Genomic DNA, 20,474 nt, shown 5'->3' on the forward strand with positions numbered 1-20,474 from the left:
CGCGATCCTCCCCGACGCGCGGGGCGGCCCGCCCCCCACCTCGTCCGGTGCGCGGCGGCCGCGGCTGGCAGGATGGGGCCCGTGAGCGAGCAGCACGGCCCCGGGGTCCGCCAGCACGACCCGGCGACGACGCGCGTCAACCAGCCCAACCGCGAGGAGGGCGTGGTCCGCGCGGGCGAGCACCCCGTGGAGCACGAGCGCCCCGAGGACTGGGGGTGGCACGGCCGCGCCGGCAAGTGGGGACAGGTCGCCGGCTGGCTCGGCGTGCTGTCGATGCTGGCCTACCTGTGGGGCAACCACGAGGGCCGGATGGAGGACCTCTGGCTGATCGGCATCGCCGCCCTGCTGGTCGTCGTGCTGCTGTGGGACCTGCGCCGCAAGCGGACCGCCTGGCGCCCGTAGCCCCTGCACCCGACACGACGACCCGGTCCCGCCACCGCGCGGGGCCGGGTCGTCGCGCGTGGCGGGCCCTCAGGTCGCGGTGACGCCGATCGCCGTGCCGATGGCGTAGGTGACCCCCGCGGCCAGCGCACCGAACAGCAGCTGGCGCAGCCCCGCGAACCACCAGCTCCGGGGGGTGAAGCGCGAGGACAGCGCCCCCGCGGCCAGCAGGCCGGCCCCGCCGCACAGCAGCGCCACCCACAGCACCGACCAGCCCAGCAGGTAGGGCAGCAGCGGGACCACCGCCCCGGTGGCGAAGGTGAGGAACGACGAGACCGCCGCGACCCGCGGCGAGGGTTTGTCGTTCGGGTTGAGGCCCAGCTCGGCGACCACGTGCAGGCGGAGCGCGACGTCGGGGTCGCGGTGCAGCTGGACGGCCACCTGCCGGGCGAGGTCGGCGTCCACCCCGCGCACCTGCATCATCTGCACGAGCTCGGCGAGCTCACCGCCGGGGTTGCGCTCGAGCTCGCGGCGCTCCTTCTCCACCTCGAGGTCGAGCTGCTCGTTCTGCGTCCGCACCGAGGTGTACTCGCCCAGCGCCATGGAGATGGCGCCGGCGACCAGGCTCGCCACCCCGGAGAGCACGATCGTGCGTGCCGGGGCGCCCCCGCCGCCGACCCCGGCGACCAGCGCGGTGTTGGTGACCAGCCCGTCCATCGCGCCGAAGACGGCGGCCCGCAGCCACCCGCCCGAGACGTCGGCGTGGCTGTGCTCGTGGGCCTCGGCGGCCGGCGCCTCCGAGCTCACCCGTCGGCCTCGGCGCCCAGTTCCACCGGCGGCTCCACCGACGGCGCCGGCACCGCCACGGTCGGGACGCCGTCCACGCGGTCGGCCGCCGCCAGCTGCCCGCAGGCGCCGTCGATGTCCTGGCCGCGGGTGTCGCGGACCGTCGTCGGCACGCCGGCGGCCCGCAGCCGCGCGACGAACTCCCGCTGCGCCGGCAGCGGGCTGGCGTCCCACGGGCTGCCCGGGGTCGGGTTGAGCGGGATGAGGTTCACGTGGGCCAGCTTCCCGGCCAGCAGCCGGCCCAGGAGGTCGGCCCGCTCGGGCTGGTCGTTGACGTCGCGGATGAGCGCGTACTCGACCGAGTAGCGGCGGCCGGTGCGGGCGGCGTAGGCGTCGGCGGCGTCGACGACCTCCCGGACGCCGTACCGGGTGTTGATCGGCACCAGGGTGTCGCGGAGCTCGTCGTCGGGAGCGTGCAGGCTCACCGCGAGGGTGACCGCCACGCCCTCCTCGGTGAGCTTCCGGATGCCGGGCACCAGGCCGACGGTGGAGACGGTGACCGAGCGCTGGGACAGCCCGAGGCCCCAGGGCGCCGGGGCGAGCAGCGCCCGCAGCGTCTGGCGCACCCGCGGGTAGTTGGCCAGCGGCTCGCCCATGCCCATGAAGACCACGTTGGACAGCCGGCCGGGACCACCCGGCACCTCACCGCCGGCCATGGCCGCGGCCGCCGCGACCGCCTGGCCGACGATCTCGGCCGTCGACAGGTTGCGGGTCAGCCCGTTCTGGCCGGTGGCGCAGAAGGGGCAGGCCATGCCGCAGCCGGCCTGGCTGGAGATGCACACCGTGGCGCGGTCGGGGTAGCGCATGAGCACGCTCTCGACCAGCGCGCCGTCGTGCAGGCGCCACAGCGTCTTGCGGGTGCGGCCGCCGTCGGCGCTGAGCGTGCGCACCGGCGTGAGCAGCCCGGGCAGCAGCGCGCCGGTGAGCGCCTCGCGGGCGGCGGCCGGCAGGTCGGTCATCTGCGCCGGGTCGGTGACCCCGCGGAAGTAGTGCCGCGCCAGCTGGTCGGCACGGAAGGCCGGCTGCCCCAGCTCGGCCACGGCGGCGCGCGCCTCCTCGCGGGTCAGGTCGGCGAGGTGGCGGGGCGGCTTGCCCCGGCGCGGGGCGTCGAGGACGAGGGGCAGGGCAGTCATGGCCTCCCCATCGTCCCATCCCCCGGCGCGTCCCGGGTCCCGCTGCGGGTGAGCTGGCTCGCTCAGGGCAGCGGCGACGGGGACGGCGACGGCGACGGCGACGGCGGGTCGGTGCTCCCCGGCGTCTGCGTCCCGGTCGGGTCCGTCTCGGACGGAGGGGTCCCGGTCGGGTCCGTCGAGTCCTCGTCCGGCACCTCGACGGGCGGGACGGGGGTCCCGTCGCCGGGGACCTCGACCGGCGGGACGACCGGGCCCGGCCCGGGCGCGTCCTCCGGCGACTCCGGCACCGGCACCTCCGCCGGCGGGGCCGGGTCGGCCGGTCCCCCGGCCGGTGGCGCGCCGCCCCCGGGTGCCGGCGCGGGGGGCACGACGACGGGGACGGCGTCCGGCGGCGCGGCCGGCACCGGGGCGGCGGCCACGGGCGGAGCCGCCACGGGGGCCGGCGCGCTCGCCGGTGCGGTGGCCGGTGCCGCGCTCCGGAGCCGGGGGCTGCGGACGGGCGGCGGTGCCGTCGCGGTGCCGGCGGTCTCCGCCGCGACGGACGGCACCGGGACGCTCGTGGTCGGCGCGGCCGGGACGGCGCCGGCCGCGGCGGAGGGCACGGCCGGAGGCGCGACCCGCACCGGGGCGCGGGTGGTCTCCGGGGACGCCTGGACGGCCGCGGTCGGCACCGGTCCGGACCCCGAGGAGACCAGGGCCGCCGCGCCCGCGACGCCGCCCGCGACGAGCAGCGCCAGCGCCCCGGCGATCCCCACCCGGCGCCGCGGACGGCGTCGCGGGCCGACGACGACCGGCAGGTCCCGGGCCACGACGGCACCCAGCGGCTCGGGCTCTCCGGCAGGCTCCTCCGCCTCGTGAGCGGCGGGCTCGGGGGCGACGGGCTCGGGGACGTCCGCGACCGCGGCCGGCTCGGGGACGTCCTCGACCGCGGGCTCCTCGACCGCGGGCTCCTCGACCGGGGAGTCCTCGACCGCTGGGGCCTCGACCGCGACCGGGTCGGCGACGGCAGGTGCCACTGGCGCCGGTCCCGCGGCGACGCGCTCGGCGAGGGGCTGGGCGACGGGCTCGGCGACGGGCTCGGCGACCGCGTCCGCGGGCTCGTCCGCGCTGGTGTCGTCCGCGGGCGTGTCGTCCGCGGAGATCCCGCCGTCCGACTGCTCCTCGGCGGCGCCCGCGGGCGGGGCCAGCCAGTCGGGCAGCCAGTCCGCCCACTCCTCGGCAGGCGGCACGGGTCCCTCCGCGCCGGGCGCCCGCCCGTCCGTCGTCCCGTCGTCCGGCTGCGCCGCCATCCCACCTCACAGTCACCCGTTGTCGTCAATCCGTCACTCGCGGTCGGGACATGGTGCCGGACGGTCCCGTCATCCCCCCGGAGGCGCGACGGGAGGCCGCTAGCGTCGGCCGGGTGACCGAGGCGGAGACCGGCCGCACCCCGCTGGACACCGTGGGCGTGGGCCCCTGGGAGGGGCCGTGGCCGGACGACCCGCGCTACGACCCGGACCTGCTCGCGCACGGCGACCGGCGCAACGTCGTCGACCGGTACCGCTACTGGACCGTCGAGGCGATCGTGGCCGACCTCGACCCGCGCCGGCACGCCTTCCACGTCGCCATCGAGAACTGGCGGCACGACCTCAACATCGGCACGGTCGTGCGCACCGCCAACGCCTTCCTCGCCGCGGAGGTGCACGTCGTCGGGCGGAAGCGCTGGAACCGCAGGGGCGCGATGGTCACCGACCGGTACCTGCACGTGCGCCACCACCCCGACGCCGCGGCGCTGGGCACCTGGGCGCGCGGTGCGGAGCTGCCGGTGCTCGCCGTCGACAACCTCCCCGGTGCCCGCCCCATCGAGACCGCGCCGCTGCCACGGGCGTGCGTGCTGCTCTTCGGCCAGGAGGGCACCGGCCTGTCGGCGGAGGCGCGGGCGGTCGCCGACGACGTGCTGTCCATCGCCCAGTTCGGCTCCACCCGCTCGATCAACGCCGGCGTCGCCGCGGGCATCGCCATGCACGCATGGATCCGCCGGCACGCGGAGGTGCGGTGACCCCGGACGACGACGACGTCGACGCCGCCCGCGCCGGCGACGAGGCCGCGTTCGCCCGCCTCGCGCAGCGGCACCGCCGGGAGCTCGCGGCGCACTGCTACCGCGTGCTCGGCTCGCCCCACGACGCCGAGGACGCGCTCCAGGAGACGCTGCTGGCCGCCTGGCGCGGCCTGCCGGGCTTCGAGGGGCGCAGCTCGCTGCGCACCTGGCTGTACCGGGTGGCGACGTCGGTCTGCCTGCGGCAGGCCCGGCGCCGGCCGCGGCTGCTGTCGCCGGACGCGGGCCCGCCGCGCTCGGACGTCGACGACCTCGGGGAGCCGGTCCCGGGGCCGGTGTGGCTCGAGCCGCTGCCCGAGGACCTCGTCGACGACCGCGCCGACGCCCTCGACCCGGCCGCCGCCTACCTGCGCCGGGAGAGCGTCGAGCTCGCCTACGTCGCCGCACTGCAGCACCTGCCGGCCACCCAGCGCGCCGTCCTGCTGCTGCGGGAGGTCCTCGGCTACAGCGCCGCGGAGACGGCGGCCCTGCTCGACACCAGTCCCGCCTCGGTCAACAGCGCGCTGCAGCGCGCCCGCGGCGGCCTCGCCCAGCGGCTGCCCGCCCGCAGCCAGCAGGCGGAGCTCGCCCGGCTCGGCGAGGCCGGCCGGACCGCGCTGGTCGAGCGGTTCGTGGCCGCCTGGGAGCGCGCCGACGTCGACGCGCTGCTGCAGCTGCTGACCGAGGACGTCCGGTTCACCATGCCGCCGCTGCCGGCCTGGTTCACCGGGCGCGCCGACGTCGGCCGCTTCCTCGCCCGGCGGGTGTTCGCCACCCCCTGGCGGCTGCGGCCGGCCGCGGTGAACGCCTCGCTCGGCCTGCTCGGCGAGCAGCGCGCCGAGGGCGCCTGGCCCCCCGGGGCGGTGGTCGTGCTCGGGCTGCGCGACGGCCGGGTCGACCGGATCGCCGGCTTCGTCGACCCGGCCCTGCACGCGGTGTTCGGCACCGGGTCCACCGCCGACCGATGAGTCGGCGCGTCCCGGTGTCTCCGTACGGGGTGAGGACCCCACCCGACCCGAGGGGAGCACCGTGAGCACCGTCGTCGTGAGCAACATCGTGTCCGTGGACGGCTACGTCGCCGGCCCCGGCGGGGACATCAGCGGCCTGACCATGGACGCGTCCTTCGACGCCCACAACCTCGAGCGGCTGCGCGCCGCCGGCACCCTGCTCATGGGCGCCACCACCTACCGCGGCATGTCGGCGTACTGGCCCGCCGTCGCCGCCGACCCGTCGGTGTCCCCCGCGGTGGCCCAGGACCCCTCGGTGGCCCCGGTGCACCGCGAGACCGCCGAGCGCAACGGCCGCCTGCCCGAGGTGGTCGTGTCCGACACCCTCACGCCCGCCGACGGCGGCCCGTGGGCGGACACCACCACGGTCGTGCCGCGCGCCGAGGGCCGACGCGCGGTGGCCGCGCTGCGCGAGGGGGACGGCGGGGAGGTGCTCGTCTTCGGCAGCCGGACGCTGTGGGGCGACCTGCTCGCCGCCGGCCTGGTCGACGAGCTGTACCTGCTGGTCTCCCCCGTCGTGCTGGGCGCCGGCCTGGCCGCCTTCCCGCCCGGGACCGCGGCCCGACTGGCGCTGCGCGAGGCGCGCCCGCTGCCGGGCTCGGGCAACGTGCTGCTGCACCACACCGTCGAGCACGGGTGAGGGTGCCGAGCGCCCGCCGGTGCGCCAGGCTCGGCGGGGTGAGCCGACTCGACGACGTCGACCTGTCCGCCCGGCTGTCGAAGAAGGAGGGCAAGGAGCAGCTGGCCACCGCGCAGCAGCGGCTGGTGCACCTGCGGCTGCTCCTCGGCGGGCAGATCGGGTCCGGGGAGCTCGGTCCGCCGCTGTGCGTGCTGTTCGAGGGCTGGGACGCCTCGGGCAAGGGCGGGGCGATCAAGCGGCTGGTCGACGAGCTCGATCCGCGGCACGTGCGGGTCGCCCAGTTCGCCGCCCCCTCCTACGACGAGAAGCGGCACCACTTCCTGTGGCGGTTCTGGCCGGTGCTGCCCGGCTGGGGCGGCATGGCCGTGCTCGACCGCACCTGGTACGGCCGGGTGCTGGTCGAGCGGGTGGAGGGCTTCGCCACCGAGGAGGCCTGGCAGCGGGCCTACGGGGAGATCGTCGACCTGGAGACCACGCTGGCCGCCGAGGGCACCGTGCTGGTCAAGTTCTGGATGCACGTCTCGCCCGAGGAGCAGCTGCGCCGCTTCGAGTCCCGCCGCGACGACCCCTACCGCGCGTGGAAGCTCACCGACGAGGACTGGCGCAACCGGGACAAGCGGGCGGCCTACGAGGACGCCGTCGAGGACATGCTGGCGCGCACCGACCACGCGGGCGGGCGCTGGACCGTCGTCCCCGGCGACGACAAGCGGTACGCGCGGGTGGCCGTCGTCCGCACGGTGTGCGAGGCGATCGAGTCGGCGCTGACCGCCCGCGGGATCGACCCCGACTCGCCGCCCGCGTGAGCGTCCTGGTCCACCTCTGCGAGCCGGCCACCTGGCGGGCGGCGCTGGCCGTCGGTGCGCTGCTCCCCGACGGGCCGTTCGTCCACCTCTCCCGGCCCGAGCAGGTGCACCTGCCCGCCGAGCGGCTCTTCCCCGCCCGGCGCGACCTGGTGCTGCTCGTCGTCGACCCGGCCCGCCTCGCCGACCCGGTGGTGGAGGAGCCCGGCGTGCACGGCGACCCCGCCGGCACGCGCTTCCCGCACCTGTACGGGCCACTGCCGGCGGCCGCGGTGGTCGCCGTCGTCCCGTACCGGCCGCCCGTGCCACCGGTGCTGCCCGCGCCGGACGACGCCCTCGGCCGGGCGCACGCGCTCGCGCTGTCGGTGCGCACCCGCCGTGCCGCCGAGGTGCGCGACGTGCCCGGCGGCGTCGCGGTGCTCGACCCGCGCTTCCCGCACTCCCACGACGACAACCGGCTGGTGCTCGGCGCGCCGGTCGACGCCGACACCCTCGAGCGGGCCGCCACCGCCACCGGCCTGCCGCACCCCGCGGCCACTCTCACCTGGCCCGGCGCGGACGCCGTCGCCGGGGAGCTGGCCCGGCGCGGGTGGCAGGTCGAGGAGCTGCTGGTCATGGCCCGCCCACCCGTGCCGGCGCTGCCCGGGGCCGGGCCCGCCGAGGTGGTCGACCAGCGCGACGTGCACCCGCTGTGGGAGGCCGGGTGGCGCCGCGGCCTGGCCGGCGTGCCCGACCTCGACGAGGTGGTGGCGCAGCTCGTCGGCCGGGAGCACCGCACCGACCGGGTCGTCGCCGTCACCGACGTGGCGGTGCGGGAGTCCGGCCGGGTGGTGGCCTCCGGGCAGCTGCGGGTGGACGGCGCCACCGCGGCGGTGGAGACGGTGGTGACCGATCCGGCGGCGCGGGGCCGCGGGCACGCCGACGCCGTGCTCGCCCGGCTGCTGGAGCGGGCCGCCGGCGCCGGCTGCGACCTGGTGGTGCTGGAGGCCGACGCCGCCGACTGGCCGCGGCACTGGTACGCCCGGCGCGGCTTCGCCGTCGTCGGCTCGACCTGGGAGGTGACCGCCGCTCAGGCGGGGGCGACCCAGGACAGCAGCAGGTAGGCGACCGCGGCGGAGGGCAGCAGGCTGTCGAGGCGGTCCATGATCCCGCCGTGGCCCGGCAGCAGGGTGCCCATGTCCTTGATGCCGAGGTCCCGCTTGACCAGCGACTCCCCCAGGTCCCCCGCGGTGGCGCTGACCGCGAGCGCCGCGCCGAGGAGCACCCCGCCCCACCAGGGCCCGTCCAGGGCCAGGGTGACGATCGGGGTGGCGACCGCGATGCAGGCCACCAGCGACCCGGCCATGCCCTCCCACGACTTCTTGGGGCTCACCGTGGGCGCCATCGGGTGCCGCCCCCACAGCACCCCGGCCGTGTAGCCGCCGACGTCGTTGCCGACCACCGTCGCGATGAACAGCAGCACCCGGGTCGCCCCGTCGTCGGGGACGAGCAGCAGCACCGCGAAGCCGGCCAGCAGCGGCACGTAGAGCGCGACGAACACACCGGCCGAGGCGTCGCGCAGGTAGCCCTCCGGGCCGTCGCCGAGGCGCCACAGCAGGACGGCGACCGCGGTGCACAGGAAGGCGACCACCAGCCCGTCGGGACCCCGCGTCCAGGCGAGCGCCAGCATCGCCACGGTGCCGACGACGAGCGGGACGAGCGGCGCCCGGGCACCCCCGGCCTCCAGCGCCCGCACCAGCTCGACGACGCCGACCAGGATCGCCGCGCCCACCACCAGCAGGAACGCCGGGCGGTAGACGAGCAGCGAGGCGATGATGACCGCGCCGAGCCCGAGGCCGACACCGATGGCGGCGACCAGGTTCCGCCCGGCCCGGCTGCTGCTGGGCGGGACCAGGTCGGGCTCGGGGTCGGGCTCGGCGGCCAGGCTCGACCCGGCCGGGACCGGCCCGCCGGCCGGGACGACCAGCTCCTGGGTGTCCGGTGCCGGCGTGCCGGTCGCGGGCGGCGGCCGGTGTGCGGCCCCGGGCGGGGCCGTGGACGGGCTGGTCGGCGGGGACGCCGGCCGGACCGGAGCGGGCGGCGGGGGCGGCGGCACGGCACGCCGGACGACCGGGATCGGCCCGGTGTCGGCGTCCCGGGACGGGCCGGTCCCGGCGGCGTCGGGACGGGAGGTCATGGGGAGGACCGGGGAGAGCGCTCAGACCTCGAGCAGCTCGCCCTCCTTGTTCTTGACCGCGTCGTCGATCGCCGAGACGTGCTGGGCGGTGAGGTCGTCGAGCTCTTTCTCCGCGCGGCGCACGTCGTCCTCCCCCGCCTCGCCGTCCTTGGCGATGCGGTCGAGCTCCTCCTTGGCCCGGCGGCGCACGTTGCGGATGGCGACCTTGGCGTCCTCGCCCTTGCCGCGCGCCATCTTCACCAGGTCCCGGCGGCGCTCCTCGGTCAGCTGCGGGAAGACCACCCGAATGATCTGGCCGTCGTTGGTCGGGTTGACGCCCAGATCGCTGTCGCGGATGGCCCGCTCGATGGCCGGGAGCTGGCTGTTGTCGTAGGGCTTGATGACCGCCATCCGCGCCTCGGGCACGGTGATCGACGACATCTGCGGCACCGGGGTGGGGGCGCCGTAGTAGTCGACCAGGATCTTGTTGAACATCGAGGGGGCCGCGCGGCCGGTGCGCACCGAGCCGAGGTCCTCCCGAGCGACCGACAGGGCCTTGTCCATCCGCTCCTCGGCGTCGAGCAGGGTGTCGTCGATCACGGGTCTCTCCTCCTGCGGCGGGGTCTCCCCGCCCGTCTGTGCGGTGCGGCGTGCTCGCGCGGGCGCGCTCAGCTGATCAGCGTCCCGATCCTCTCACCCGCCGCGGCGCGGGCGATGTTGCCGTCACGCAGCAGGTTGAAGACCACGATCGGCATGCGGTTGTCCATGCACAGGCTGATGGCGGTGGCGTCGGCGACCTTGAGCTGGTCGGCGAGCACCGTGGCGTACTCGAGGTCGTCGTACATGGTGGCGGCCGGGTTGGTGCGCGGGTCGTCGTCGTAGACGCCGTCGACGCCGTTCTTGGCCATGAGCAGCACCTGGCAGCCGATCTCCAGCGCGCGCTGGGCGGCGACGGTGTCGGTGGAGAAGTACGGCATGCCCGCGCCGGCGCCGAAGATGACCAGCCGGCCCTTCTCCATGTGCCGCACGGCCTTGCGCGGGATGTAGGGCTCGGCGACCTGGCCCATCGTGATCGCCGTCTGCACGCGGGTCTCCAGACCCACCTGCTCGCAGAACGCCTGCAGGGCCAGGGCGTTCATGACCGTGCCGAGCATGCCCATGTAGTCGGCGTGCCGGCGGTCCATGCCGGCCTCGGCCAGCTCGGCGCCGCGGAAGAAGTTGCCCCCGCCGACGACGACGGCGACCTGGGTGCCGCCGTGCACGACCGCGGCGAGCTGCTCGGCGATGCTGTGCACGATGCCGCCGTCGACGCCGACGCTGCCGCCGCCGAAGGCCTCGCCGGAGAGCTTGAGCAGCACCCGCTGGTAGCCGTCGCCGTCGGCGGGCTGGAAGGCGCTGGGCGCGGAGAGCGGCGGGTGGGAGGTCGTCTGCGGCGCGGCGGTGTCGGTCAACTGCTCATCCCTCGCTCGACGTCGGTCGTGGTGATCCTGCCAGGAGGCGTGCCGGGCGCCAGCCGGGCCCGGAGACGGCACCGGCCCCGTCCCGGGTGGGACGGGGCCGGCACCGTGGTGTCTCGGTGGCCTGCGGCTCGTTACGCCTGGCCGACCTCGAAGCGGGCGAACCGCTGCACGGTCAGGCCGGCGTCGTCGAGGATCTGCTTCACCGTGCGCTTGGGCTCGGTGATCGACGGCTGCTCGAGCAGGACGAAGTCCTTGAAGTAGGCGTTGACCCGACCCTCGACGATCTTGGTGATCGCCTGCTCGGGCTTGCCCTCCTCCTTGGCGGTCTGCTCGGCCACGCGGCGCTCGGTCTCGACGGCCTCGGCCGGGACCTCCTCGCGGGAGAGGAAGCGCGGGCGGGCGGCGGCGATGTGCATCGCCAGCGACCGCGCGGCCTCCTCGTCGCCGCCCTGGTACTGCACGGCGACGCCGATGGCCGGGGGCAGGTCGGTGGCGCGCTTGTGCAGGTACACCGCGGTCGGGCCCTCGAAGGTGGCGAACCGCGAGAGGACCAGCTTCTCGCCGATGCGAGCGGACTCCGCCTCGATCAGCTTGGCGACGGTCTGCCCGTCGACCTCGACGGCCATGAGGTCCTCGAGGGTCGCCGGCGACTGCTCGAGGACGACCTCGATGAGCCGCTCGGCGAGCGCGACGAAGTCGGCGTTCTTGGCGACGAAGTCGGTCTCGCAGTCGAGCTCGAGCAGCGCGCCGTGCTTGCTGACGACGACGCCGTTGGTCGTGGAGCGCTCGAGGCGCTTGCCGACGTCCTTGGCGCCCTTGATGCGCAGCAGCTCGATGGCCTTGTCGTACTCGCCGTCGGCCTCGGTCAGGGCCTTCTTGGCGTCCATCATGCCGGCGCCGGTTGCGTCGCGGAGGCGCTTGACGTCGGCAGCGGTGAAGGCGGGCATGTCACTTCCTCACGGGTCTGGAGTGGGTGGTGCGGACGTGCCGCGGCGCCGCCGCCCGCGCCCGGGAGGGCGGGGCGGCGGCGCCGGCGGCTCAGCCGTTCTGGGCGCCCTGGGTGCCGGTGGCGTCGTCGCCGGTCGCGGGCACGCCCTCGACCGGGGCGACCGACTCGGCGGTGACGGCCGGCGGCGCGGCGGGGGTCTCCGGCAGCGGGGTGGCGCCGTCGGCCTGGTCACCGGCACCGCCGGTGAGCAGCTCGCGCTCCCAGTCCGGCAGCGGCTCGTCGCCGCCGATGACCGGGGCGCCGCCGTCCTCGCGGCCGGCGTTGGCCTGCGACGCGGAGCGGGCCATGAGGCCGTCGGCGACGGCGTCGGCGATCACGCGGGTGAGCACGTTGATGGCGCGGATCGCGTCGTCGTTGCCCGGGATCTTGTAGTCGACCTCGTCGGGGTCGCAGTTGGTGTCGAGGATCGCGACGACCGGGATGCCCAGCTTGCGGGCCTCGCCGACGGCGATGTGCTCCTTCTTGGTGTCGACGATCCAGATGGCGCTGGGCACCCGCTGCATGTCGCGGATGCCGCCGAGGCTGCGCTCGAGCTTGGCCTTCTCGCGGGTCAGGCCGAGCTGCTCCTTCTTGGACAGACCGGCCATCACGCCGGTCTGCTCCATGTCCTCGAGCTCCTTGAGCCGCTGCAGCCGCTTGTGGACGGTCGAGAAGTTGGTGAGCATGCCGCCCAGCCAGCGCTGGTTGACGTAGGGCATGCCGACCCGCTGCGCCTGCTCGGCGACGACCTCCTGCGCCTGGCGCTTGGTGCCGACGAAGAGGATCGAGCCGCCGTGGGCGACGGTCTGCTTGACGAACTCGTAGGCCGAGTCGATGTACCCGAGCGTCTGCTGCAGGTCGATGATGTAGATGCCGTTGCGCTCGGTGAAGATGAACCGCTTCATCTTCGGGTTCCAGCGACGGGTCTGGTGCCCGAAGTGGACGCCGCTGTCGAGCAGCTGCTTCATGCTGACGACTGCCATGGCCGCAGCCTTCCTGTCTGCGCGCGGCCGCCCGGGCGGCCACGCTCCTCGGTTGACGCGGGCACCGGGTGGTGTCCCGCCCTGGCGTCCCGCGGCGCCACCGACCCGGGTGGGACCGGGACCGAGGTGGGGCTGCCCCGCCGGAGCGGCGGGAGGAGGACGCGCGGAGTCGACCCGCCGTGACGGGTCGCACCGGACAGCATACGCCGCGCGCCGGGCGGCCCTCCCCCGCCGTCGGTGCCGTCCACAGGTGGGGCGTCACGGCCCCGGCGGGCCGGGTCCGCGGCGAGGCTCGCCAGGTGCCCGCCCGCGCCCTGCCCGCCGTCCTGCTCGTGCTCGCCGCGCTGCTGCTCCCGGCTCCCGCGGTCGCCCGGCCGGCCGCCGCCGTCGGTCCGCTCTGGACCTCGCCGCTGGGCGACCCGCCGGAGGTCACCCGGCCGTTCGCGCCACCGCCCTCGCCGTACGGCCCGGGACACCGGGGCGCCGACCTGGCCGGGGCACCCGGGGCGGTGGTGGGCGCGGCCGGCGACGGCGTGGTGGTCTTCGCCGGGATGGTGGCCGGCCGGCCGGTGGTGAGCGTCGACCACGCGGAGGGCCTGCGCACGACCTACGAGCCGGTCGCGCCGGTCGTCGCCGCGGGCCAGGCGGTGGCCCGCGGGGCGCCGCTCGGGACGCTGGTCGGCGGCCACGACGGCTGCCCGGTCGCGGCCTGCCTGCACTGGGGCCTGCGCCGCGGGGGGGTCTACCTCGACCCGCTGTCGCTGCTGCGCCCGCCGGAGGTGCGGCTGCTGCCGGCCGGGTCCGGGGCCGCGCGGGGATCGTCCCGGGCCGACGGCGGGCCCTAGCCTGCGCGGCGTGCAGACCGAACGGGGCCTCGACCGCTTCGTCACGTTCCTCGACGCGGTCGTCGCCATCGCGATCACTCTGCTGGTGCTCCCGCTGGCCGAGCTGCTCGACGGCGCCGGGGAGGACGCCGGCCTCGGCACCCTGCTCGCCGACGAGGCACCCCAGTTCGGCGCCTTCCTCCTCAGCTTCGCCGTCATCGCCCGGCTGTGGCTGATCCACCACCGGCTGGTCGAGACCGTGGGGGCCTACGACCGGGCGTTCCTCCACACGAACCTGCTGTGGATCCTCACCATCGTCGTGCTGCCCTTCGCGACCCAGGTGGTGGCCGCGTACGGCACCGACCGGCTGGCGGTGGCGCTCTACCTGGGCACCGTCGCGGCGAGCTCGTGCTGCCTGACCGTCCTGGGCCTGCTGCTGTGGCGGCGGCCGCGGCTGCGTCGCGGTGCCGACCGGCCGGCCGCGCCGCCGTGGCCGTCGCTGGTGGCCAGCGCGCTGCTCGTGGTCGCCTGGCTGGTCGGCACGCTGGTAGCGGCCGTGCACTACTGGGGGCTGCTGCTGTTCCTGTCCGGGCCGGTGGAGGCTGCGGTGCGGCGCCGCACCGCGGCCGCCTGACCGGCTCTGTGCCGCCGGCCGCCTGACCGACTCTGGTGACGCCGGCGGCCTGACCGGCTCCGGTGCCGCCGGCCGACCGGCCGCCGGTCAGGCGATGTCGGCGAGCTTGGTGCGCAGGTGCAGGACCGCCTTGGTGTGCAGCTGGCAGATCCGGCTCTCGGTGACCCCGAGGACGCGGCCGATGTCGGCCAGCGTCAGGCCCTCGAAGTAGTAGAGGCTGACGACGACCTTCTCCCGCTCGGGCAGCTGCTCCACGGCGCGGGCGAGCAGCTGGCGGGCCTCCCCGTGCTCGGCCACCGCCTGCGGGTCGGCGGCGTTGACGTCCTGCAGGGTGTCGACCAGGCGGGGGGCGCCGCCGTCGTCGTCGGTGAGCAGCTCGTCGAGGGCGACCACGTTGACCAGCGAGAGCTGGCCGAGGAACTTGCGGACCTCCTCGACGTCCATGTCCATCTCCGCGGCCACCTCCTCCTCGGTGGGGCTGCGCCGCAGCCGGCTCTCGAGGGCGGCGACGGTGCGCTCGAACTGGCGGGCCTTCATCCGCACCGACCGCGGGATCCAGTCGGTGCTGCGGAGCTCGTCGATGATCGCGCCGCGGATGCGGGCCATCGCGTAGCTCTCGAACTTGACCTCGCGCGAGGGCTGGTAGCGGGTGATCGCGTCGATGAGCCCGAACGTGCCGTAGGAGACGAGGTCGGCCTGCTCGACGTGCGCCGGCAGCCCGCTGCCGACCCGGCCGGCGACGTACTTCACCAGCGGCGCGTAGTGCAGGATCAACCGGTCGCGCAGGGTCGGTGCCCGCTCGGTGACGTACTGCGCCCAGAGCTCGGCGATCGCTGCGTCGGCGTCCTCCTCGGACTCGCCGCCGATCCGGTGGATGGTCGCCTCGGGCACGGTGTGCACTCCCGCTCTCTGGTGGGCTCTGGGCCTCGCGGTGAACGCCGGCTCGGCGGCCGGCAGGGTCGGTGTGGGCGGCGTGGTCATGCGCGTGGGTGCGCCTGCGCGTGGACCGCCCGGAGCCGCTCGACCGTCACGTGCGTGTAGATCTGCGTCGTCGCGAGGCTAGCGTGGCCGAGCAGCTCCTGGACCGAGCGCAGGTCGGCGCCGCCCTCGAGCACGTGGGTGGCCGCGGAGTGGCGCAGCCCGTGGGGTCCGACGTCCGGGGCGCCCGGGGTGGCCGCCACGGCGGTGTGCACCGTGCGGCGGGCCTCGCGCGCGTCGAGCCGGCGGCCGCGCCGGCCCAGCAGCAGCGCCGGGCCGGACTCCGCGGTGGCCAGCGCGGGGCGGCCGCGCACCAGCCAGGCGTCGAGGGCCCGCTCGGCCGGCGCGCCGTAGGGGACGCTGCGCTCCTTGCGCCCCTTGCCGAGGACCCGCAGCAGCCGCCGGCCGCGGTCGACGTCGTCGACGTCGAGGCCGACGAGCTCGCTGACCCGGATGCCGCTGGCGTAGAGCAGCTCGAGGACGAGGGCGTCGCGCAGCCCGACCGGCTCGTCGGCCCCGGCGGCCGACTCGAGGACCGCGCGGGCCTGGTCGGGGGCGAGCACGTCGGGCAGCGTGCGGTGTGCCTTGGGGCTGACCAGCCGCAGGCCGACGTCCTCCGCCGTGGCACCCGAGCGACGCAGCCAGGCGGTGAACGACCGTGCCGCGGCGGCCCGGCGGGCGGTGGTCGCCCGGCTGGCACCCCGGGCGCGCCCCTGGGCCAGCCAGCTGCGCAGGGCGGCGAGGTCGAGGTCGCCGACACCGCTGCCGCCGCGGCGGGCGAGGTGGTCGAGCAGCCAGACGGCGTCGGTGACGTACCCGCGGACGGTGTGCGCCGACAGGTCGCGCTCCTCGCGCAGCGCCTGCTCGTAGCCCGCCAGCGCCGCGGCGAGCGCCGGCGGCAGCGCGGCGCGGGCGTCGGCGGTGCGGGCGGTCACCGTCCGACCGTCCGACGGAGTCCTCCACCGGTCAAGCCGCCGCGCCGTCCCGCCACCCACGGCAGGCGACCCCCGCCACCACCGCCTCAGCCGTCGCGCGCCCGCTCCGGCGGCGGGGCCAGCCGCCAGCCGGTGCCGGTCCACTGCACCAGCCCACCGACCTCCAGCCCGGGCAGCACCCGCATCGCCTCCAGCGGGTCGCAGCCGGCGACGGCGGCCAGCCGCTCGGCACTCACGCCGAGCCGGACGGGGCAGGCGTCGAGCACCCGGCGAGCGAGGTCGGTCAGGCCGTCGCGGGCCTGACCGGGCCGCGGCGGCGGGTCGGCGAGGTCGACGCCCAGGCCACCCACCGCCTCGACCACCTGGGCGGCGTTGCTCACCAGCCGGGCGCCCACGTCCTCGTCGCGCAACAGGTCGTGGCAGCCCACCGACATCGCACTCGTCACCGGCCCGGGCACGACCAGCACCGCCTTGCCCAGCCGCTGCGCCCGCCTGGCGGTGGCCTGCGCGCCCGAGCGGGCGGCGGCCTCGACCACCACCGTGCCGCGCGTGAGCCCGGCGATGAGGCGGTTGCGCACGAGGAACCGGTGCCAGTGCGGAGCCGCGCCCGGCGGCCACTCGCTGACCAGCAGGCCGCCGGAGTCGACGATCCGGCTGAACACCGTCGAGTGCGCGGCCGGGTAGGCGCGGTCGACCCCGCAGGCGAGCACCGCCACGGTCGGCGCGCCGGCGGCCAGGGCGCCGCGGTGCGCCGCGACGTCGACGCCGTAGGCACCCCCGGACACCACGGTCCACCCCCGCTCCCCCAGCTCGTGGCCCAACTCGCCGGCCACGTGCTCGCCGTACGCGGTGGAGGCCCGGGAGCCGACCACGGCCACCGAGCGGTCGACCACCTCGTCGAGGCGGCCGGTCCCGCGCACCCACAGCGCCACGGGCGGCACCAGCGCCGTGGTGCGGTCGGCCTGCTCGGCCTCGCCGTCGCGGCCGGCGACCGCCAGCGCCAGGGCGTGCAGCGGCAGCGCGGGCCACTCGTCGTCCTCGGGCAGCACGAGGCGGGCCCCGCAGCGCTCGGCGCGGCGCAGGTCGGCCAGGCTGGTGTCCTCGGCGGCGCGGGCACCGACGAGGGCCCGGGCGCCGTCCGGCGCCGTCCCGGCCCGCAGGGCGCGCACGGCGGCCACCGGGCCCACCGCGTCGACCCAGCGCCAGAGGCCGACCGACCCCGGTTCGGCGGCGCGCGTCAGCCACGCCCGCGCGCGCCGGATGCCGGGGACGCCCACCCCGTCGACCGCCGCCGGGCCGTCGAGCGCGTCCTCGAGGTCCTCCTCGAGCGTCGGCGCGGTCACGCCGCCACCCGCTGCAGCCGCATGCCCAGCGCCTCGGCCACGTCCTCGCCGTCGGGGACCGCGCGCCCTCCGAGGTCGGCCAGCGTCCAGGCCACCCGCTGCACCCGGTCGAGGCCGCGGACCGACAGCAGCCCGCGCTCCAGCGCCCGCTCGGCCAGGGCGAGGGCGGGGCGCGGCACGGGCCAGCGCTCCCGCAGCAGCCGACCGGGCACCTGGCTGTTGAGCGCCAGGCCCGCTCCGCCCAGCCGCGCCGCGGCGGCCTGCCGGGCGTCGGCCACCCGGGCGGCGACCACCGCGCTCGCCTCGGGCGGGTCCTGACCGGCCAGCCACGCCGCGCGGGTCACCGCCGGCAGGTCGACCCGCAGGTCGATGCGGTCGAGCAGCGGACCGGACAGCCGGGCCTGGTAGCGGCGCCGCTCCAGGGGGCTGCAGGTGCAGGCCGCGTCGCCGGCCGCGCTGGCGCACGGGCAGGGGTTGGCGGCGAGCACCAGCTGCGCGCGGCACGGGAACGTCGCCGCCCCCGAGGCTCGGGCGATGGTCACCTCGCCACGCTCCAGCGGCTGGCGCAGCGTGTCGAGCGTCGCCCGCGGGAACTCGGGCGCCTCGTCGAGGAAGAGCACACCGTGGTGCGCACGGCACAGCGCCCCGGGCCGGATGACCCCCGACCCGCCGCCCACGAGCGCGGCCATCGTCGCGGAGTGGTGCGGCGACTCGAACGGCGGCCGGCTCAGCAGCGGCGCGCCCGGCGGCAGCGTGCCGGCGACCGAGTGGATGGCGGTCACCTCCAGGGCGGCGTGCTCGTCGAGGACCGGCAGCAGCCCCGGCAGCCGCTCGGCGAGCATCGTCTTGCCGGCTCCCGGAGGGCCGGTGAGGAAGAGGTGGTGCCCTCCGGCCGCGGCCACCTCGACCGCCCGCCGGCCCGCGGCCTGACCGACCACGTCCCCGAGGTCGGGCACCGGCGCCGGGCTGGGGAGCGGCCCGCGGACGTACGGGGCCAGCCGCGCCCGCCCCGACAGGTGGTCGACCAGGTCACCGAGCGTGGCCGCGGGCAGGACGGCGACCCCGGCGACCAGCGCCGCCTCCTCCGCGTTGCCGGCCGGGACGACGACGGTGTCGTGCCCCGCCTGCGCGGCCGCCAGCACCGCCGGCAGCACGCCGCGCACGGCCCGCACGGAGCCGTCGAGGCCGAGCTCGCCGAGCAGGACCAGGCCGTCGGCGGCGTCGGCCGGCACGGTCCCGGCGGCGGCGAGCACGGCGGCGGCCAGCGCCAGGTCGAACCCGCTCCCCTGCTTGGGCATCGACGCGGGCGACAGGCCGATGGTGATCCGCCGCATCGGCCAGGAGGCACCGGTGTTCACCACCGCCGCGCGCACCCGGTCGACCGACTGGCGGACCACCGCGTCGGGCAGGCCGACCAGCACCACGCCGGGGACGCCGGCGGACATGTCGACCTCGACCTCCACCACCGCGCCGGCCACCCCGGCCAGGCCGACCGACCAGGTGCGGGCCAGCGTCACGAGAAGGCCCCCGCCAGGTGGGTGACCTGCGGCAGGCCCGCGGGTGGCACGAGCACCCCGACGACGTCGAAGCGGAGGTCGGGGGCGTGCTGGTCGTGGGCGGCCAGCCAGCGCTGCGCCAGCAGCCGCAGCCGCCGCTGCTTGGTGGGGGTCACCGCCTCGACGGGGTGGCCGAAGCCGGTGCCGCGCCGGGTCTTGACCTCGCAGAAGACGATCGCCGACCCGTCGCGGGCGACGATGTCGAGCTCACCGTCGCGGCAGCGCCAGTTGCGGTCGAGCACGAGCAGCCCGGCGTCGGTGAGGTGGGCCGCGGCGATCGCCTCGCCGCGGCTGCCGAGTGAGGTGGTGGTGGACACCCGCCGACCGTCGCCCGCCGCGCCGTGCGGGGCGGGCCGGGAGGCCGGTCTGTGGACGGCGCACCGGGCTGTGGACGACCGGTCCGGCGCCGTCCGCCCGGCAGGTCAGGCTCCCGGGCGTGCAGCGATCAGGTGATGCGGGGGCCGTCGGGCAGCTCGAGGTCGGGCTTGTCCAGCTCCTCGACGTTGACGTCCTTGAACGTCAGGACGCGGACGTTGCGGACGAAGCGGGCCGGCCGGTACATGTCCCAGACCCAGGCGTCGGACAGCTTGAGCTCGAAGAACACCTCGCCACCCGCCTCGCGCACCTGCAGGTCGACGGAGTTGGCCAGGTAGAAGCGCCGCTCGGTCTCCACCACGTAGGTGAACTGGCGGACGATGTCCCGGTACTCGCGATAGAGCTGCAGCTCCATCTCGGTCTCGTACTTCTCCAGGTCCTCGGTGCTCATCGCGGTTCTCCGGAGACAGTGGGCATGCCCCCATCATCGACCATGCCGCCGGGACCGGTCAGCTGGAGCTCCCGACCGGCGTGTGCGTGCCGCGCGCGGACGACGTTGACGAAGCGCGACCGGTGCTCGGGGCAGGGGCCGTGACGCTCCAGGGCGGCGGTGTGCGCCTCGGTCGTGTAGCCCTTGTGCACCGCGAAGTCGTACTGCGGCCAGCGCTCGTGCAGGTCGAGCATGATGCGGTCCCGGGTGACCTTGGCCAGCACCGACGCCGCGGCGACGCAGGCGGCCACCCGGTCGCCCTTCCACACGGCGAGGGTGGGTACGCCCAGGCCGGGGACGGCGAAGCCGTCGGTGAGCACGTAGTCGGCGGCGGGGTCGAGGGTGCTCACCGCGCGGCGCAGCGCCTCGAGGTTGGTCACGTGCATGCCGCGCGCGTCGAGCTCGGCGACCGGGATGGCCACCACGGACCACGACACCGCCCGCTCGACGACCTCGTCGTAGACCCGGTCGCGGGCGGCGGCGGTGAGCAGCTTGGAGTCGGCCAGCCCGGGGACGCGCCCGCGGCGCCCGGCGGGCAGCACGCAGGCGGCGGCCACCAGCGGTCCGGCGCAGGCGCCCCGGCCGGCCTCGTCGGCACCGGCCACGGCGAGGAAGCCGCGCCGGCGCAGCGAGCGCTCCATGTCCCACAGCGCGTCGTCGGGGCGGTCCCCGGCGGTCGGCGGGGCGGGGCGGGGGGTGCGGGCGGTCGGGACCGCGGCCACCCGGTGCGGGGAGGGAAGAGGGCCGGCCATCGCCGTCCGACAGTACGTCGGGGCCCGGACGGTCCGGGCGCCCGGAGGCGGGGACGACCGCGGGCCGGTCCCCGGGGACAGAGGGGACCGGCCCGCGGACCGGTGCCGGGCCGGTCGGGCTCGGCAGTGCCCCGGCCGGACCGCCGAGGAGGCGGACGGTCCGGCCGGGGCCAGGAGGTG

23 protein-coding genes are annotated in these 20,474 nt (G+C 76.8%); 8 read left to right on the forward strand and 15 right to left on the reverse strand.

Going from position 1 to position 20,474, the window contains the following annotated elements:
* Positions 1-81: 81 nt before the first annotated feature.
* On the forward strand, positions 82-402 hold the full coding sequence (locus tag BLQ97_RS00135) for a DUF2631 domain-containing protein (RefSeq protein ID WP_245691675.1): 321 nt from the start codon (positions 82-84) through the stop codon (positions 400-402).
* A gap of 69 nt (positions 403-471) precedes the next feature.
* On the opposite strand, the gene BLQ97_RS00140 is transcribed toward BLQ97_RS00135, so the two are convergent.
* From BLQ97_RS00140 to BLQ97_RS24115, 3 genes are all read right to left on the reverse strand, one after another.
* A complete protein-coding gene (locus BLQ97_RS00140) occupies positions 472-1,188 on the reverse strand; it encodes a VIT1/CCC1 transporter family protein (protein WP_091362345.1) in 717 nt (238 codons plus the stop codon).
* Positions 1,185-2,360 (reverse strand): dual-specificity RNA methyltransferase RlmN, encoded by a 1,176-nt coding sequence (gene rlmN, locus BLQ97_RS00145; protein WP_091362346.1) that lies wholly within the window; start codon positions 2,358-2,360, stop codon positions 1,185-1,187. Before rlmN ends, BLQ97_RS00140 begins: the two co-directional genes overlap by 4 nt.
* Before the next feature lie 62 nt (positions 2,361-2,422).
* Positions 2,423-3,589: a hypothetical protein gene (locus BLQ97_RS24115; protein ID WP_139173408.1), complete on the reverse strand. Its 1,167-nt coding sequence runs from the start codon at positions 3,587-3,589 to the stop codon at positions 2,423-2,425.
* Between the two features lie 173 nt (positions 3,590-3,762).
* Between BLQ97_RS24115 and BLQ97_RS00155 the strand changes: the two genes are divergently transcribed.
* The 5 genes from BLQ97_RS00155 to BLQ97_RS00175 all read left to right on the forward strand — a co-directional run bounded on the left by BLQ97_RS00155 (position 3,763) and on the right by BLQ97_RS00175 (position 7,984).
* Positions 3,763-4,398, forward strand: a complete 636-nt coding sequence (locus BLQ97_RS00155; protein ID WP_245691676.1) for a TrmH family RNA methyltransferase — start codon at positions 3,763-3,765, stop codon at positions 4,396-4,398.
* On the forward strand, positions 4,395-5,402 hold the full coding sequence (locus tag BLQ97_RS00160) for an RNA polymerase subunit sigma-70 (protein ID WP_245691677.1): 1,008 nt from the start codon (positions 4,395-4,397) through the stop codon (positions 5,400-5,402). The genes BLQ97_RS00155 and BLQ97_RS00160 overlap by 4 nt, the downstream gene beginning before the upstream one ends.
* A gap of 61 nt (positions 5,403-5,463) precedes the next feature.
* A complete protein-coding gene (locus BLQ97_RS00165; protein ID WP_091362350.1) occupies positions 5,464-6,081 on the forward strand; it encodes a dihydrofolate reductase family protein in 618 nt (205 codons plus the stop codon).
* A gap of 38 nt (positions 6,082-6,119) precedes the next feature.
* The gene (locus tag BLQ97_RS00170) at positions 6,120-6,884 is read left to right on the forward strand and encodes a polyphosphate kinase 2 family protein (RefSeq protein ID WP_091362351.1); all 765 of its coding nucleotides are present in this window, start codon (positions 6,120-6,122) and stop codon (positions 6,882-6,884) included.
* Positions 6,881-7,984, forward strand: coding sequence for a GNAT family N-acetyltransferase (locus BLQ97_RS00175; RefSeq protein WP_091362352.1), 1,104 nt, complete (start codon positions 6,881-6,883; stop codon positions 7,982-7,984). The genes BLQ97_RS00170 and BLQ97_RS00175 overlap by 4 nt, the downstream gene beginning before the upstream one ends.
* Here the strand turns inward: BLQ97_RS00175 and BLQ97_RS00180 are convergent.
* The 5 genes from BLQ97_RS00180 to rpsB form a co-directional block, all read right to left on the reverse strand.
* The gene (locus BLQ97_RS00180; RefSeq protein WP_091362353.1) at positions 7,951-9,057 is read right to left on the reverse strand and encodes a phosphatidate cytidylyltransferase; all 1,107 of its coding nucleotides are present in this window, start codon (positions 9,055-9,057) and stop codon (positions 7,951-7,953) included. The genes BLQ97_RS00175 and BLQ97_RS00180 overlap by 34 nt on opposite strands.
* A 21-nt stretch (positions 9,058-9,078) precedes the next feature.
* Positions 9,079-9,636, reverse strand: a complete 558-nt coding sequence (frr, locus tag BLQ97_RS00185; RefSeq protein WP_091362354.1) for a ribosome recycling factor — start codon at positions 9,634-9,636, stop codon at positions 9,079-9,081.
* A 68-nt stretch (positions 9,637-9,704) separates the two neighbouring features.
* Entirely contained in the window at positions 9,705-10,487 is a 783-nt protein-coding gene (pyrH, locus tag BLQ97_RS00190) for a UMP kinase (protein WP_091362355.1), read from the reverse strand.
* Positions 10,488-10,627: 140 nt separating this feature from the next.
* Positions 10,628-11,443 carry a translation elongation factor Ts gene (gene tsf, locus BLQ97_RS00195; RefSeq protein ID WP_091362356.1) on the reverse strand — a complete coding sequence of 272 codons (816 nt, stop codon included), beginning with the start codon at positions 11,441-11,443 and terminating at the stop codon, positions 10,628-10,630.
* Positions 11,444-11,534: 91 nt separating this feature from the next.
* The gene (rpsB, locus tag BLQ97_RS00200) at positions 11,535-12,467 is read right to left on the reverse strand and encodes a 30S ribosomal protein S2 (protein WP_091362357.1); all 933 of its coding nucleotides are present in this window, start codon (positions 12,465-12,467) and stop codon (positions 11,535-11,537) included.
* A 299-nt stretch (positions 12,468-12,766) separates the two neighbouring features.
* Here rpsB and BLQ97_RS00205 point away from each other — a divergent pair, with 299 nt between their 5' ends.
* Positions 12,767-13,312 (forward strand): murein hydrolase activator EnvC family protein, encoded by a 546-nt coding sequence (locus tag BLQ97_RS00205; protein WP_217636995.1) that lies wholly within the window; start codon positions 12,767-12,769, stop codon positions 13,310-13,312.
* Positions 13,313-13,322: 10 nt separating this feature from the next.
* Complete coding sequence (locus BLQ97_RS00210; RefSeq protein WP_091362359.1) at positions 13,323-13,925, forward strand: TMEM175 family protein; 603 nt, start codon at positions 13,323-13,325, stop codon at positions 13,923-13,925.
* 87 nt (positions 13,926-14,012) lie between these two features.
* Here the strand turns inward: BLQ97_RS00210 and whiG are convergent, their stop codons facing one another.
* The 7 genes from whiG to BLQ97_RS00245 form a co-directional block, all read right to left on the reverse strand.
* Positions 14,013-14,816, reverse strand: a complete 804-nt coding sequence (whiG, locus tag BLQ97_RS00215) for an RNA polymerase sigma factor WhiG (RefSeq protein WP_091363735.1) — start codon at positions 14,814-14,816, stop codon at positions 14,013-14,015.
* 86 nt (positions 14,817-14,902) lie between these two features.
* Positions 14,903-15,838 carry a tyrosine-type recombinase/integrase gene (locus tag BLQ97_RS00220; protein ID WP_091362360.1) on the reverse strand — a complete coding sequence of 312 codons (936 nt, stop codon included), beginning with the start codon at positions 15,836-15,838 and terminating at the stop codon, positions 14,903-14,905.
* A gap of 86 nt (positions 15,839-15,924) precedes the next feature.
* Positions 15,925-17,181: a DNA-processing protein DprA gene (dprA, locus tag BLQ97_RS00225; protein ID WP_091362361.1), complete on the reverse strand. Its 1,257-nt coding sequence runs from the start codon at positions 17,179-17,181 to the stop codon at positions 15,925-15,927.
* A complete protein-coding gene (locus tag BLQ97_RS00230; RefSeq protein ID WP_091362362.1) occupies positions 17,178-18,698 on the reverse strand; it encodes a YifB family Mg chelatase-like AAA ATPase in 1,521 nt (506 codons plus the stop codon). Before BLQ97_RS00230 ends, dprA begins: the two co-directional genes overlap by 4 nt.
* Complete coding sequence (locus BLQ97_RS00235) at positions 18,695-19,054, reverse strand: YraN family protein (RefSeq protein WP_091362363.1); 360 nt, start codon at positions 19,052-19,054, stop codon at positions 18,695-18,697. The genes BLQ97_RS00230 and BLQ97_RS00235 overlap by 4 nt, the downstream gene beginning before the upstream one ends.
* A gap of 128 nt (positions 19,055-19,182) precedes the next feature.
* The gene (locus tag BLQ97_RS00240) at positions 19,183-19,503 is read right to left on the reverse strand and encodes a DUF2469 domain-containing protein (RefSeq protein WP_073421822.1); all 321 of its coding nucleotides are present in this window, start codon (positions 19,501-19,503) and stop codon (positions 19,183-19,185) included.
* Complete coding sequence (locus tag BLQ97_RS00245; protein ID WP_091362364.1) at positions 19,500-20,294, reverse strand: ribonuclease HII; 795 nt, start codon at positions 20,292-20,294, stop codon at positions 19,500-19,502. Before BLQ97_RS00245 ends, BLQ97_RS00240 begins: the two co-directional genes overlap by 4 nt.
* Between the last annotated feature and the right edge of the window lie 180 nt (positions 20,295-20,474).

The organism is Geodermatophilus telluris (genome assembly GCF_900102745.1).
Classification (GTDB): Bacteria; Actinomycetota; Actinomycetes; order Mycobacteriales; family Geodermatophilaceae; genus Geodermatophilus; species Geodermatophilus telluris.